This is a genomic window from Nocardia sp. 2TAF39 (assembly GCF_052114905.1).
Classification (GTDB): Bacteria; Actinomycetota; Actinomycetes; order Mycobacteriales; family Mycobacteriaceae; genus Nocardia.
The window spans coordinates 1-14,579 of the sequence record NZ_JBFRFQ010000035.1 but is presented as its reverse complement, the minus strand read 5'-3'; the positions used below and the strand labels follow the sequence as shown (position 1 = coordinate 14,579).

The following is a 14,579-nucleotide window of genomic DNA, read 5'->3' as shown; positions in this document are numbered from 1 at the left end:
GCCCGCACCTCACCCCGGCCGGGCCGGACGAATTCGTCGGCCTGGTCGCCCCCGAGCTGCGGGACCGCGGCAGCTTCCGCACCGAGTACACCGGAGCCACCTTGCGCGTCCACCTCGGCCTGCGCCGTCCCCACCATCGCACCACCGTCCACGAAGGAGCCCGAGCGTCATGACCACCAGTATCACCAGCGTTTTCGAGACCGAGTGGGCGCACTGGCACCACGCACGCGAGGACCAGCTGCGCGACCCGCTCGGCTTCCTCAGCCTGACCGGACTGCACTGGCTCACCGACCGGCCCGAGCGGCTGCCGGACGTACCGGGCACCTGGTGGGTCACCGACGACAAGGTCTTCATCACCGCACAGCCCGCCGACCGACTGGAGTACGACGGCCTCGGCATCGCGGGAGTGCAGATCGTCCGGCCCACCGAGGGTGCGCCGGGAGTTCTTGTGCTGCATGAGGATCGGGTGCTCGAGGTGATCCGCCGCACCGACCGCTACGCCGTCCGTGTACACGACCCGGCCGCGCCGGACCTGCTCGGCTTCGACGGCATCCCGACCTACGCGCCCGATCCGCGTTGGGTGGTGCCCGGCCGGTTCACGCCGTTCGACGAACAGCAGACGGTGACCACCGGCGCGGTGGTCGACGGGCTGGAGCACCACCACATCGCCTCTGGCACCATCGAATTCACCCTCGGCGAGGTGACCGCGCGGGCTGTCGCGTTCGGCACCCCGGACAACCTGCGGCTGCTGTTCACCGACGCCACCAGCGGTGTCACCACCTACCCCGCGGCACGCTCGCTGGCCGTGGGTGTGCCTGAGGCGGACGGCACGGTGTCGCTCGACTTCAACCGGTCGGCGAACCTGCCGTGCGCCTTCACCGATTTCGCGACCTGCCCGGTGGCGCCCGCGCAGAACCGGCTGCGGGTGGCCATCGAGGCGGGCGAACAGGACCCGAAGCAGGGACGGGCGGCATGACCGTTCCGCTGTCAGTCCTCGATCTGTCCCCGATCAGCGCGGAATCGACAGCGCAGCAGGCGCTGCGCAACACCGTCGATTTGGCGCAGCACGCCGAACGGTGGGGCTACCACCGGTACTGGCTCGCCGAGCATCACTTCGTCTCGGTCGCGAGCTCGTCGTCGATCACGCTCATCGGTCTGGTCGCGGCGGCCACGTCGAACATCCGGGTGGGTTCGGCGGCAGTTCAGGTCGGCCACCACACCTCGGCCTCGATCGTGGAGGCATTCGGCACCATAGACGCGCTGTACCCGGGCCGGCTCGACCTCGGGCTCGGCCGCTCGGGCCACCGGCGCGGCCAGTACGGTTCAGAGGCCGCCCGGCCCAAGGGCGGGCACCCGGTGGTCGACACCGTGACCGGGCGGACGCAGATCCGCGACGGCGTCGTGGTTCCGCCGCCGTTCGATCCGGGGCGCATCGTCGACCGGTCGAAATTCCTCGCCTCGATCGGCGCGCTGCAACAGCGCGGCGCACAGGCGCTGGACTTCGCCGAGCAGATCGCCGAGGTGCGCGCCCTGCTGGCGGGCAGCTTCGTCAGCCCCGAAGGCGTTGCACTGCACGCGGTTCCGGGCGAGGGTGCGCAGGTGCAGCTGTGGCTGTTCGGCAGCTCCGGCGGCGAGAGCGCGGAATTGGCCGGGCGGCTGGGGCTGCCGTTCGCCGCGGCGTATCACGTCTCGCCCGGCACCGCGCTGGACGCGGTGGAGGCCTACCGCGCGGCGTTCCGCCCGTCCGCCCAACTGGCCGAGCCGTATGTGGTGATCTCGGCGGATGTGGTCGTGGCGAACGACGACGCGACCGCGCAGCGGCTGGCCGCGAGCTACGGACACTGGGTGTACAGCATCCGCAGCGGCGCGGGCGCGGCCGACTATCTCGACCCGGCGACCGTCGCGCCACTCACCGCGGAGCAGCGGCGCCTGGTCGACGACCGCCTGGCCACCCAGTTCGTGGGATCGCCTGCCACCGTGGTGGACCGACTCGCCGCGCTGCAACGTGTCACGGGCGCGGACGAACTGCTGGTCACCAGCATCACCCACCGGCACGCCGATCGGCTGGAATCGCATCGGCTGCTCGCCGAGGCGTGGGGGCTGCGGGCCGCACGCGCCGCGTGAGTACCGCCGCCGAACCGGGTGGGTGCCGCCGCACTCCACCCGGTTCGGCCGCTGCGACCACGCGTCTTCGTTCGCACCGGTCCTGACCCGGCCTCGGGCGCGCCCGCCCCGTCATGATCCGCCGCGACCGGGCCCGCCAAGCCAGGCAGTCCGCCGGCGCGGTGCTGTCGACGGAGACGACGGAGCTGAGGGCGACCCGGTCCGGGGTCGCGCCGATCGCGCTGCCTGTTCACGCGCGGCGCAGCTCACTCGGCCCACCGGCTTTCGTCACACTCTCGGACCGGGCTGGTCAGGCACTGATCGGTGCGGCGGTGACGCCGTAGCCGAGGTTGGTGAGCACCTCGCTGGTCGCCTTGGCAAAGTTGAGGGTGATGAAGTGCAAGCAGGGCGCGCCTTCGTCGATCAGCCGCTGCCCCATCTCCGTGGCGATCTCGATGCCGGCCGAGCGCACCGCGGCGGCGTTCTCCTCAGGGCCGTCGCCCGCTGCCTTGCGCAACCGCTCCATGACGGCGGCGGGCAACGGCCTGCCGCACAGTTCTTCGGCACGCTGCACGGTGCGCAGCGAGGTGATCGGCATCAGCTCCGGGATGATCGGCTTGGTGCCCTCGACCGGGTCGAACGCCCCGACCCGGTCGCGCAGGCGCAGGTAGTGTTCGACGTCGAAGAACATCTGCGTGATCGAATACTCCGCGCCCGCACGCAGTTTCGCGGCCAGGAATGCGGTGTCGGTTGCCAGATCGGGCGAGCGGTGGTGGCCCTGCGGGAACGAGGCGACACCGACGTGGAAGTCACCGAGGTCGCGCACGATGCGCACCAGCTCCTCTGCGTAGGAGACGCCGTCGGGATGCTTGTGCCACTCGCCGAGCGGATCGCCCGGAGGGTCGCCGCGCAGCACCAGGATGTTGCGAATTCCGGAGTCGGCGTACGCGCCGACCAGCGAACGCAGCTCGGCGACACTGTGCTCCACCGCGGTCAGGTGCGCGACCGGCAGCAGGGTGGTCTCCTGCGCGAGCTCTCCGGTGATGCGCACGGTGCGGTCGCGGGTGGAACCGCCCGCGCCGTAGGTCATCGACACGAACGCGGGGTGCATGCACTCGAACTGGCGCACGGCACGCCACAACCGCGCCTCGGCGGCGGCGTCTCGGGGCGGATTGAACTCCACGGAGAACGGCACCACGCTCCCCGCGTGATCCCGCAGACTCTGTACAACCGACGGTGTTCCAGAGACGTTCGGGTGCGTCCGGGGCGGCCGGCCAGGGGTCGAGCTTCCCCGCACGTTGTCGAAAGTCACCGGTCCAGTGTAGAGGTGACCGGCGGCAGCGCCGTCAGGTCACTCGAGCGCCCCGCGTATTCTTCGGAGCAGGCAGCACGTTCGCCATGTCGAGCGAAACGCGCGACCATCCCCTGCTCGGCCTCGACTCACTCGCGCCGCCGACACCCCGTGAACCGCACCCCCGCGCGTCCACCACCGCACGACCTTGGAGGCTCCCCTGTCTGCCGGAATCGGTACCCAGACGCCGCATGCCGGTGTGCCGCAGCCGGGCACCCCTGCCTTCGTCTCCGCCGTGGAAAGCGCCCTGACCGCGTTCTTCCTGACCCGCCGCGAGATAGTCGAGCGACTGGGACCGGTCTTCGTCGAGGCCGTCGATGCGCTCCAGCAGTTCGTGCTGCGCGGCGGAAAGCGCACGAGGCCGGCGTTCGCGTGGACCGGGTGGCTCGGCGCGGGCGGCGCTCCGGATGACCCCGAGGCGACGGCGGTGCTCACCGCGTGCTCGGCGCTGGAACTGGTGCAGGCCTGTGCGTTGGTGCACGACGACATCATCGACTCCTCCCGCACTCGCCGCAGCTTCCCGACTGTGCACGTCGACTTCGAGCGGCGCCACCGCGAACGCGGGTGGGCGGGCGAGTCGGCGCACTTCGGCGCCGGCGTAGCCATCCTGATCGGTGACCTGGCGCTGGCGTGGGCCGACGACATGGTGCACGCCTCCGGCCTCGACCCGGCGGCCATCGCCAGGTTCGCGCCGATCTGGGCATGCATGCGCACCGAGGTGCTCGGCGGTCAACTGCTGGACATCCACGGCGAGGCGGACGCCGACGAATCGGTGGAGGCCGCCTTGCGGATCAATCGGTACAAGACCGCCGCCTACACCGTCGAACGCCCACTGCACCTCGGCGCCGCCATCGCCGACGCCGACCGGGGCCTGGTCGAGGCGTATCGCACGTTCGGCACCGATATCGGCATCGCCTTCCAGTTGCGTGACGACCTGCTCGGCGTGTTCGGTGACCCGGCGGTGACCGGCAAGCCCTCCGGCGACGACCTGCGGGAAGGCAAGCGGACCGTCCTGCTGGCCGAAGCGCTGCGCCGCGCCGACGCCACCGACCCGGCCGCGGGCCAGCTGCTGCGCACCAGCATCGGCACCGATCTGAGCGCGGACGACGTGCAGCGGCTACGCGCGGTGCTCACCGAACTCGGCGCGGTCGACAAGGTGGAGCGCCGGATCGCCGAACTCACCGAGAGCGGCCTGACCGCCATCGAGACCAGCACCGCGACTCCCGCCGCGAAAGAACGGTTACGCGCGATGGCGCTGGCCGCGACCAGGCGCGCCGCATGAGCGAGCGAACAAAGGACACAGCCGAGTTCTCGGTCATGGTGGAGCCGAGCGCCAGCGAGGTGGAGCCATGAGCGAGCGCAGCGAGCGAACAAAGGACACAGCCGAGTTCTCGGTCATGGTGGAGCCGAGCGCCAGCGAGGTGGAGCCATGAGCGAGCGAACACGGCGAGCGGTCGGCGCGCCGCGGCGATGAGGAGGAGAACCGGGTGAAGACCGTTACGGGACCGACCGATCGTGTGGTCGTCGTCGGCGCCGGGTTGGCGGGGCTTTCCGCCGCGCTGTATCTGACCGGCTCCGGGCACACAGTCACGCTGCTCGAGCGGGCCGATCACCCCGGTGGCCGGGTTGGGCGCTACCGGGGCGCGGACTACGACATCGACTCCGGCGCCACCGTGTTGACGCTGCCCGAGCTGATCACCGACGCGCTCGCCGCCGTCGACCGCAGCCCGGAAACCTGTGTCCCCCCGCTGCGGATCCATCGGCTGACGCCGAGTTATCACGCCAGATTCGCCGACGGCGCCGACATCCGGGTGTTCGCCGACGCGGATGCGATGGCCGCGGAGGTCGAGCGCACCTGCGGCCCCGCTGAGGCGCGCGGTTACCGGCGCCTGCGCGACTGGCTGGCCCGCATCTACGCGGCCGAGTTCACCGAGTTCATGGACACCAACTTCGACTCGCCGCTGGACTTGGTTCGCAAGCCCGAAAAACGCCGCGCGCTGGTCGAATTGGTGCGTCTCGGCGGATTCGGCAGGCTCGGCCCTCGGGTGCGCCGGTTCCTGCGGGATCCGCGGCTGGCACGGCTGTTCACCTTCCAGGCGCTGTACGCGGGCATTCCGCCCGCCGACGCGCTCGGCGTGTACGGCGCGATACCGCACATGGACACCTCGCTGGGCGTCTACTTCCCTGAGGGCGGCATGCGGGCCATCGCCGCGGCGATGGCCCAGGCGTTCACCGACGCGGGCGGAACTCTGGTACTCGGCGCCGAGGTGGTCGGAATCGACTACACGGGCCGCAGAGCCCGGCGCGCCCGCACCGCCGACGGACGGTCCTTCGAATGCGACGCCCTCGTGCTCACCGCCGACCTTGGGTCGATCGAACGATTCGGTGTGCGGCGCAGACGCTTGCTGCGCGCCGCGCCCTCCGCCGTCGTCGCGCACGGAACAGTGCCCACCGCGGTCGCCGAGACCTGGCCCGTGCAGGCACATCACACCATCGAGTTCGGTCAGGCGTGGGCCGCCACGTTCGCCGAGATCACCGCGCGCCGCGGGCGCGGCGCGCTGATGAGCGATCCCTCACTGCTGCTCACCCGGCCTGCGTTGACCGATCCGAGCCTCGTCATCGACCGGAGCGGCGGACGGTACGAGCCGTTCTCCCTGCTCGCGCCGTGCCCGAATCTGGCTGCGGCGCCGCTGGACTGGGCGAGGATCGGGCCCGCGTACCTGCGCGAGTTGCTCGTCGTGCTCGAGGCACGCGGGTACCACGGCATCGCCGGGCACTTCGCCGTCGACCATCTCGACACGCCGCAAACGTGGCTCGATCAAGGGATGCTGGCCGGTACCCCGTTCTCCGCGGCGCACCTTTTCCGGCAAACCGGGCCATTTCGGCCGAGTAATTTTCCCCGCTCCAGCGACAACGTGGTTATCGCCGGTTGCGGCACCACCCCCGGCGTCGGTGTGCCGACCGCGCTGCTGTCCGGAAAACTGGCGGCAAACCGCATTTCCGGCGATATCTCACCCGCTCGAAGCGAAACCCCACGCACCAGCGGGATAGTGTTCGGGGCGACGCCGTAAACTAAGCGCCGACCTATTCGCTCGCGGTTGCGACCGCCGACCACTCGGGGGGACCGACACCAGATGGCATCCCCCGAAACGCGCACCGCAGAGGCCGCCTCCACCGACATCACCGGCCCCGCCTCCAGCACTTCGGCACGCCGCGAATCGGCCACCCCCCGTGGTTTCCTGTGGTGGATGCGCACCTACGCCGACTTCGCCAGAAGCCCCGAGGGCCATGCCGCCCTGCTCGGCTTCTTCGGCGCTGTCATGATCACCTTCGGCGGGTTCGGCGCGGGCAGCGTCCGCAAACGCGACCCGCTGCTGGAGGCCGCGCACCTATCCTGGCTCCGCTTCGGCCACGGCTACGCACTCTCGACCATCTGCATCTGGATCGGCGTGCTGCTGATGGTCACCGCCTGGGTCCGGCTCGGGCGCGCCACGATCGGGACCGGCGACCGGATGGACGCCGGTGTGACGTTGAACGAGCTGCGCGCGATCGTCGGCGTCTGGATCTTCCCTCTGCTGTTCGCCGTGCCGATGTTCAGCCGCGACGCGTACTCCTACCTCGCCCAGGGGGCGCTGCTGCGCGACGGCTTCGACCCCTATCAGGTCGGTCCGGTCGCGAATCCCGGTGTGCTGCTGGACAATGTGAGCCCGGTCTGGACAACCACCACCGCGCCCTACGGTCCGGTGTTCCTGCTCCTCGGACGCGCGATCACCGCCGTAACCGGCGACAACGTGGTGGCGGGCACCATCGCGATGCGGTTCGTCATGCTGCCCGGCCTCGCGCTCATGATGTGGGCGGTGCCCTATCTGACCAAGCACCTCGGTGGCAAGCCGACCGTCGCGCTGTGGCTGGCCGTCCTGAACCCCTTGGTACTGATCCACCTGATCGGCGGCGTACACAACGAGATGCTGATGGTGGGCCTGATGTGCGCGGGCATCGCGTTGGTGCTGGAGCGCCACCATGTGGCGGGCATCGTGGTCGTCGCGGTGGGTGTGGCTATCAAGGCGACCGCCGGTATCGCACTGCCATTCCTGGTGTGGATCTGGATGTTGCACGAACGCGAACGCCGCGCGGCGCAGCGGGTGGGGCGCGATCCGGCGCATCTGCCCGCGAGCGAGCAGCCCGACGACGCCGCCGAGCCGACCGAGGACATGCCGCATCCTGCGCTGATGTTCGCCAAGATCGCGGGACTCGGCCTGAGCGTGTTCGCGGTGGTGTTCGTGGCGGCCTCGGCGATCGCGGGCGTCGGCATCGGCTGGCTGACCGCGCTGTCCGGGTCGAAGAAGATCATCAACTGGCTTTCGCTGCCGACCGTCCTGGCGCACTCGGTCACCTGGGTGACCCCGCTTCGGCTGGAGTCGGTGCTCGAGGTGACGCGTGCGATGTGCGCGCTGTCGCTGGTCGCGGTGCTGGCCTGGACCTGGTGGCGATTCCGGCACAGCGAGCGGGAGGCGGTGCTCGGCATCCTGATCGCGTTCGTGGCGATCGTCATCCTCTCTCCGGCCGCCCTGCCCTGGTACTACTCCTGGCCGCTGGCGCTGGCCGCCGGGTTCGCGCTGTCCACCACCACACTGATGGGGCTGGTCGGTGTGTGCACCTGGCTGATGCTGGTGTTCCAGCCGGACGGGTCGATAGGTCTTTACAACTTCTGGCACGTCGCCGCAGCGACCTTCGCCGCCGTGGTGGCGGCGCTGTCACTGCGCAGGGTGGACCCGCTGCGCTTGCGCGCCGCTCCACCGAGTACCGCTTCGGCATCGCCCGCCGCTCCATGACCGGCGACCACCTACCGACCGGCGCCGAACGCACACTCACCTATCGCGAATGCAGGCAGATCGCCGCGACCTACGGCCGCACCTACTTCTGGCCACCAGGCTGCTGACGGCGCAGCGACGGCGCGCGGTCCACGCGCTGTACGCGTTCGCGCGGATGGTGGACAACATCGTCGACCGCGTCGATCAGCACGCAGACATCCCGCAGCCGGACAAGCTGAAGAACTGGATCTGATCGAAAAGCAACTGCGCCCCGCGCTCGATGCGCGAGTGAGCGCGGTATCTTCCGGCCTAGCGAGGAAACACAGAGAGTGGCAGTCGATCCCGGTCCCTGCGGATCGGGCGAGTTCGCCGGAACTCGGACGCACGACCACGCGGGAAGCCGGTATCCAGCCGGGCGCGCTCGTGCTGGCCCCTCGCGGACACCATCCAGCGCTACGGCATTGCGGTCCAGCATTTTTGGACGTTTCTGGGCGCCATGCGGATGGACGTGCCCGGTGCCGCGGACTTCCGGGACCGCTGTACCACCATGGCCGAGCTCCGGGAGTGCATGCACGGCTCCGCGGCCGCGATCGGGTTGCAGCTGCTTCCGGTTCTCGGCACGGTCGTCCCGGTTTCCGAGGCCGAACCGGGCGCCGCCGCCCTCGGCGAAGCGCTCCAGCTCACCAATTTTCTGCGCGATGTCGCGGAGGATCTCGATCGCGGCCGTATCTACCTGCCCGCCGACGACCTCGCAGCATTCGGCGTGCACGACGAACTCCTCGCCGAGTGCCGCCGAACCGGACACACCGACGCGCGCGTCCGCCGGGCCCTTGCCCACCTCATCGCGGTCAACCGCGACCTCTACCGCCGCGCCGAATCCGGCATCGACCTGCTCGAGCCGCGTGTGCGCCCCGCCATTCGTACTGCAGCCAACCGCTACGCCGATATCCTGCATCGCATCGAACACTCCGACTACGCCGTCTTCGAGCGTCGCGCTCTGGTCCCCCGCCATCATCGACTACACGTAGCCGCAACCGAATTCACCACCGCGCCCCTGCGCAACAGACTCCACCGCTGACCGAGCATCGGTCGAACCACACATCCCGAACGCGCAAGCCCATCAAGCGCCGTTCGCGACCCCGCTCACGTCCGAGCAGCCAACACACCCACGACAAAATCACCAACAGCGACCGCCCAGATACCAACCACCAGACGACCGCGAAGACGCACCCCCACAGACGCGRGCCACAAGGGGGCCGCGAACACGCCGCGCCCGCGCGGCCAAAAATTCAGAACGGGTCGGCCGCCGCCCGGCGCAGCACTTCCCTGGCGAGAGGGCCGTGTAGGGCATCGATCGGCTTGCCCGGCAGGCTTTCGTCCTCGGTGAAGATCCATTCCAGGATCTCTTCGTCGGTGTACTTGGCGTCGCGCATCACGGTGATCAGTCCGGGCAGCGGCTTCACCACCGCGCCGGTGTCGTCGAAGAATCGCTCGGGGACGCCCGCCACGCCGCCTCGGCGGACGGCGATGAGCTGGTGGTCGCGCAGCATCTGATGCACCCGGGTCACCACCAGTCCGAGTCGGTCGGCCACCTCGGGCAGCGGCACCAGGGCCACCGACTGCGGAATGACGTCATCACTGCAGGGAAATGCACTCACCTGGACAACGGTAGACGGTTCCTGGTTGCCCGTCGTGAGACACCCGGGGCGGTTCGGTCGATACCATCGTGAGTGCCGCACTGGGCGGCTGATCGCTTGTCGCAGGTACGCGAGGGGTGAGAGCTTTGTGAAAGCCGGAGGACATCACTTGATCGGCCAGATGCTGGAAGGGCGCTATCGGATCGATGCGCCGATCGCCCGCGGCGGAATGTCGATGGTCTTCCGTGGGGTCGACATCCGTCTGGACCGTCCGGTCGCCATCAAGGTGATGGACCCGAAGTTCGCGGGCGATCCCCAGTTTCTGTCGCGGTTCGAGTTCGAGGCGCGCGCGGTCGCCAAGCTCAAGCATTCTTCGCTGGTCGCGGTGTATGACCAGGGCATCGACGGTGACCATCCCTTCCTGATCATGGAGCTGGTCGAGGGCGGCACCCTGCGCGAGCTGCTGCGCGAACGCGGCCCGATGCCGCCGCACGCGGTGCGCGCCGTCGCCGAACCCGTGCTCGCGGCGATCGGTGTCGCGCATTCCGCCGGGCTGGTGCATCGCGACGTCAAGCCGGAGAATGTGCTGATCTCCGATGCGGGAGAGGTGAAAATCGCCGACTTCGGCTTGGTGCGCGCGGTCGCGGCGGCCAATACCACCTCGGCGAACGTCATTCTGGGCACCGCCGCTTACCTGTCCCCGGAGCAGGTCACCAGCGGCACCGCCGATTCGCGCAGCGACGTGTACTCGTTCGGTGTGTTGATCTTCGAAATGCTCACCGGCCGGGTCCCGTTCACGGGCGACACCTCGCTGTCGGTGGCCTACCAGCGCATCGAGAACGACGTGCCGAGCCCGAGCCGATTCATCGCAGGGGTGCCGCCGGAGTTCGACGAGCTGGTCGCCACGGCCACCGCGCGCGAGCCCGCGCACCGGTTCGCCGACGCGAACGAGATGGCCGGTGCGTTGCGGCACATCGGCGCAGAGTTGCAACTGCCCGCCTATCGGGTGCCCGCGCCACAGGAGTCGGCCGAGCACCTCAGCGCCAGCTACCGGGCCGTGCCGCCACCGGATGGTCAGCCGGCCGGCGCGCATGCGTTCGAGCCACACACGCCGCAGCCTGTGCAGCACACAAAAGTGGTTACCGCGCAGCGGCCCCGACTCGACTATGGTCCGCCGGACGGCTACGACCAGCCGCAGTCAGTGCGCCAAGCACATCCCGTGCCGCCGTATTCGCCTTACGGCAACGAACTCGGCAAGTCCCGCCGCATGGTGTGGTTGTGGGTGGCGATTGTCGCGATTCTCACGCTGGTGGTAGGCATCGGCGGTTGGTGGCTCGGCTTCGGCCGATACTCGGCGGTCCCGCCGGTCGCCGGGCTGGACACCGACAAGGCGGTTGCCGCGCTCCGGGACGCCGGTTTCGACACCGAGATACGGCAGAAGGCGTCGGACACGATCCCCGTCGGCGGCGTGGCCGGCAGTGATCCGTCGGCGGGGTCCAAAGTCACCAAGGGGTCGACGGTCGCGGTCCTGGTTTCCAGCGGCAAGCCCAAGGTTCCGGATATCCAACCGGGTGACGAGGTGTCGAAGGTCAACCAGTTGATCCGGGATGCCGGGCTACAGCCGATCGACGCCGGGGAGGAGTCCAACGCCGCACCGAAGGGCACGGTCGCCAGACTCGATCCGAAGCCGGGAACCGTGCTCCCGCTCGGCGCGCAGGTGAAGGTCTTCCGCAGCAAGGGATCGAAGCCGGTGCGCGTGCCCGACGTGCGGGGCCGCCCCACCGCGGAAGCAGTGAAGATGCTCACGGCGTCCGGAATCACTGTGCGCGAGAACCGGAGTCAGTTCGATCGCACCGTCGAGGCCGATCACGCTATCGGCACCGACCCCGCGGCGGGGACGACGGTGCAGTCGGGCGACGGCGTCGCTCTGCTCGTCTCCAACGCGCTGAAGATGCCGAGTGTGCTCGGCACGACCGTCGGCGATGCCCGTGCCCGCCTGGAAGGTATGGGGTTGCAGGTGCAGGTCAGCCAGCTGGCGCGGTCGGATTCGTCGGTGGTGATCTCGCAGGCACCCGCTATCGGCGCCAACCTCGAGGCTGGCAGCACCGTCTCCCTGGTCGCGCTTCCCTGATCCGTCGATACCCAGGGCGATTGAACCCTATACGCGAAAACTCGCGGCACAGGATTGCCCGAGCAGAGTGCGAACGTCGGCGCACCGGATGGGAGCGGTGCGCCGACCGCAGCTCAGCGCAGCATCTCCGCGACGAGGAAGGCCAGCTCCAGGGACTGCTGGGTGTTCAGCCGCGGGTCGCAGGCGGTCTCGTAGCGGCCGGAGAGATCCAGGTCGGAGATGTCCTGGGCGCCGCCGAGGCATTCGGTGACGTCTTCGCCGGTGAGCTCGATGTGCATGCCGCCGGGATGCGTGCCCAGCGCGTGGTGCACCTCGAAGAAGCCCTGCACCTCGTCGACGATGCGGTCGAAGTGCCGGGTCTTGAAGCCGGTGGACGCTTCGTGGGTGTTGCCGTGCATCGGGTCGCACTGCCAAATCACCTGGTGGCCGGTGGCCTGCACCTTCTCGATGATGGGCGGCAGGACGTCGCGCACCTTGGTGTTGCCCATCCGGGACACGATGGTCAGCCTGCCCGGCTCATTGTTCGGGTCCAGCCGTTCGACGTACTCCATCGCCTGCTCGGGGGTGGTGGACGGACCGATCTTCAGACCGATCGGGTTGGCTATCAGCTCCGCGAACGCGATGTGCGCACCGTCGAGCTGGCGAGTACGCTCACCGATCCACACGAAGTGCGCGGACAGGTCGTAGAGCACCGGCTCACCGATCGCGTTCTCGCTCAGGCGCAGCATCGCGCGCTCGTAGTCCAGCACGAGCGCCTCATGGCTGGCGTAGATCCGGGCCGACTTCAGGCTCGGATCGGTCACCCGGCAGGCGGTCATGAAGGCGAGGCCGCGGTCGATCTCTGCGGCCAGCGCCTCGTACCGCGCGCCGGCGGGCGACTTGGCTACGAAGTCGCGGTTCCAGTCGTGGACCTTGTGCAGGTCGGCCATGCCGGCGCCGGTGAGCGCGCGAACCAGGTTCATCGCGGCGCTCGCGTTGGCGTAGGCGCGGACCAGGCGCGACGGGTCGTGTTCGCGCATCGCCGCGTCGGCGGCCAGCGAGTTCACCATGTCGCCACGGTAGGACTTGAGGCCGAGCGAGTCGATGTCCGAGGAGCGCGGCTTGGCGTACTGCCCCGCGATGCGGGCCACCTTCACCACCGGCAGGCTCGCGCCGTAGGTGAGCACGACTGCCATCTGCAGCAGGGTGCGGATGTTGCCGCGGATGTGCGGCTCGGTATTGTCGGCGAACGTCTCCGCACAGTCGCCGCCCTGCATGAGGAACGCCTCGCCGCGGGCGACCTGGGCCAGCTGCTCGCGCAGCTCCTCCACCTCAGCGGGCACGCAGATCGGCGGCACACTCTCCAGTACGGTCCGCATCTGGGCCGCCTGCTCCGGATCCCAGGACGGCTGCTGCAGCGCGGTGCGTGCCAGCGCGTCGTCCAACCGCCTGCGCAGCTCGGCGGGCAGTGGCGGCAGTTCCGGCAAGCGATCGATGGGTACGTCGACGGTCCAGTTCACAGGTCCCAGAATACGGACCGTCCGGATCGGAGAGGTACCCAGTACCAGGGCTGGAATCACCCCACCCCAGGGTGGGGTGATTCCATACCCGTGTGTAGCAACCACCGATGGAACCGACGTAAGGTGACGCGTCGTGCCGTGCACCGATCTGGAGAGCGACCGAAGGTCGCCATGCCACCCCCGTGCCGCCGAATTCTTGCCAGCAAAATATCAGAGAGGCAGTTTGCTTGAGGTATTTCTATGACTGCGAATTCATCGAGGATGGTAGAACCATCGAGCTGATCTCCATCGGCTTCGTCTGCGAGGACGGCCGGGAGTACTACGCCGTGTCCACCGAATTCGATCCGGGTCGGGCTGGCCCATGGGTACGCAAATACGTTCTGCCGCAGCTACCTCCGCCGGCGTCGCCGCTCTGGCGCAGCAGGCAGCAGATCCGCGACGACCTGTACGAGTTCCTACTGCCACGGCCGGGCGTCCAGCCGGAGCTGTGGGCCTGGGTCGCGGCCTACGACCACGTGGCGTTGTGCCAGCTGTGGGGTTCCATGGTCGAGCTGCCCACCGCGCTGCCGCGCTATACCAACGAGCTGCGCCAGCACTGGGAGGCCCACGGCCGTCCCGAACTCCCGCCGGTCCCCCCGGACGCGCACGACGCGCTGGCCGACGCCCGGCACAATCTGGCCAAGTTCGAGGCCATCGAGGCAGCCCGCCGCTCGGCGCCGCGCCTGTGACACCCGCATCGTGATACACGACGGCCCCGAGTCGGTTCGACTCGGGGCCGTCGTGCGGAGGTCAGTGGCTGTGTTTGCCGTTCGCCTTCTCCTGAGCCTTCTGCAGCACCTTCAGCTGCCTGTGCTCTTCCTCGTGTTCGATCTCGAAGTGCTTCTCGCTCTCCTGCCACGGGTCCGCGCGCAGGAAGCTACCGGTGCCCGGCTTGCCCGCCGCACCCAACTTGCTCATCTTCTTCGGCACCGGGGCGCCTTGATACTCCAACGGAATCGGATGGCCGTGGTCGTCGACCGGGCCGAGCGGCTGGTGCACCTCGATGTA

The 14,579-nt window shown here is 69.1% G+C and carries 10 protein-coding genes and 3 pseudogenes; 9 read left to right on the top strand and 4 right to left on the bottom strand.

Annotated elements, in window-relative coordinates; all coding sequences use genetic code 11:
• Nucleotides 1-2: 2 nt before the first annotated feature.
• The 3 genes and pseudogenes from AB4Z47_RS20790 to AB4Z47_RS20780 form a co-directional block, all read left to right on the top strand.
• Nucleotides 3-173: pseudogene (locus tag AB4Z47_RS20790) on the top strand (F420-dependent methylene-tetrahydromethanopterin reductase); the annotation flags it as partial.
• On the top strand, nt 170-976 hold the full coding sequence (locus tag AB4Z47_RS20785; RefSeq protein WP_441952969.1) for a DUF1684 domain-containing protein: 807 nt from the start codon (nt 170-172) through the stop codon (nt 974-976). The pseudogene AB4Z47_RS20790 and the gene AB4Z47_RS20785, both read left to right, overlap by 4 nt.
• Nucleotides 973-2,124: an LLM class flavin-dependent oxidoreductase gene (locus tag AB4Z47_RS20780; protein WP_441952968.1), complete on the top strand. Its 1,152-nt coding sequence runs from the start codon at nt 973-975 to the stop codon at nt 2,122-2,124. Before AB4Z47_RS20785 ends, AB4Z47_RS20780 begins: the two co-directional genes overlap by 4 nt.
• A 289-nt stretch (nt 2,125-2,413) precedes the next feature.
• Here AB4Z47_RS20780 and AB4Z47_RS20775 read toward each other — a convergent pair whose 3' ends face one another.
• A complete protein-coding gene (locus AB4Z47_RS20775; protein WP_441952967.1) occupies nt 2,414-3,415 on the bottom strand; it encodes a methylenetetrahydrofolate reductase in 1,002 nt (333 codons plus the stop codon).
• Between the two features lie 187 nt (nt 3,416-3,602).
• Here AB4Z47_RS20775 and AB4Z47_RS20770 point away from each other — a divergent pair, with 187 nt between their 5' ends.
• From AB4Z47_RS20770 to AB4Z47_RS20755, 4 genes and pseudogenes are all read left to right on the top strand, one after another.
• A complete protein-coding gene (locus AB4Z47_RS20770) occupies nt 3,603-4,736 on the top strand; it encodes a polyprenyl synthetase family protein (RefSeq protein ID WP_441952966.1) in 1,134 nt (377 codons plus the stop codon).
• Between the two features lie 205 nt (nt 4,737-4,941).
• Entirely contained in the window at nt 4,942-6,525 is a 1,584-nt protein-coding gene (crtI, locus tag AB4Z47_RS20765; RefSeq protein WP_441952965.1) for a phytoene desaturase family protein, read from the top strand.
• Between the two features lie 63 nt (nt 6,526-6,588).
• Nucleotides 6,589-8,286 (top strand): alpha-(1->6)-mannopyranosyltransferase A, encoded by a 1,698-nt coding sequence (locus tag AB4Z47_RS20760; protein ID WP_441952964.1) that lies wholly within the window; start codon nt 6,589-6,591, stop codon nt 8,284-8,286.
• Nucleotides 8,283-9,343, top strand: a pseudogene (locus AB4Z47_RS20755) (phytoene/squalene synthase family protein). Before AB4Z47_RS20760 ends, AB4Z47_RS20755 begins: the two are co-directional and overlap by 4 nt.
• A 211-nt stretch (nt 9,344-9,554) precedes the next feature.
• Here the strand turns inward: AB4Z47_RS20755 and AB4Z47_RS20750 are convergent.
• Complete coding sequence (locus tag AB4Z47_RS20750; protein ID WP_441952963.1) at nt 9,555-9,923, bottom strand: Rv2175c family DNA-binding protein; 369 nt, start codon at nt 9,921-9,923, stop codon at nt 9,555-9,557.
• A gap of 148 nt (nt 9,924-10,071) precedes the next feature.
• Here AB4Z47_RS20750 and pknB point away from each other — a divergent pair, with 148 nt between their 5' ends.
• Nucleotides 10,072-12,033 (top strand): Stk1 family PASTA domain-containing Ser/Thr kinase, encoded by a 1,962-nt coding sequence (pknB, locus tag AB4Z47_RS20745; RefSeq protein WP_441952962.1) that lies wholly within the window; start codon nt 10,072-10,074, stop codon nt 12,031-12,033.
• Nucleotides 12,034-12,146: 113 nt separating this feature from the next.
• Here pknB and AB4Z47_RS20740 read toward each other — a convergent pair whose 3' ends face one another.
• A complete protein-coding gene (locus tag AB4Z47_RS20740; RefSeq protein ID WP_441952961.1) occupies nt 12,147-13,532 on the bottom strand; it encodes a class II 3-deoxy-7-phosphoheptulonate synthase in 1,386 nt (461 codons plus the stop codon).
• Nucleotides 13,533-13,759: 227 nt separating this feature from the next.
• Between AB4Z47_RS20740 and AB4Z47_RS20735 the strand changes: the two genes are divergently transcribed.
• A complete protein-coding gene (locus AB4Z47_RS20735) occupies nt 13,760-14,260 on the top strand; it encodes a polyadenylate-specific 3'-exoribonuclease AS (RefSeq protein ID WP_441952960.1) in 501 nt (166 codons plus the stop codon).
• Nucleotides 14,261-14,321: 61 nt separating this feature from the next.
• Here AB4Z47_RS20735 and AB4Z47_RS20730 read toward each other — a convergent pair.
• Nucleotides 14,322-14,579: pseudogene (locus AB4Z47_RS20730) on the bottom strand (cytochrome b); the annotation flags it as partial.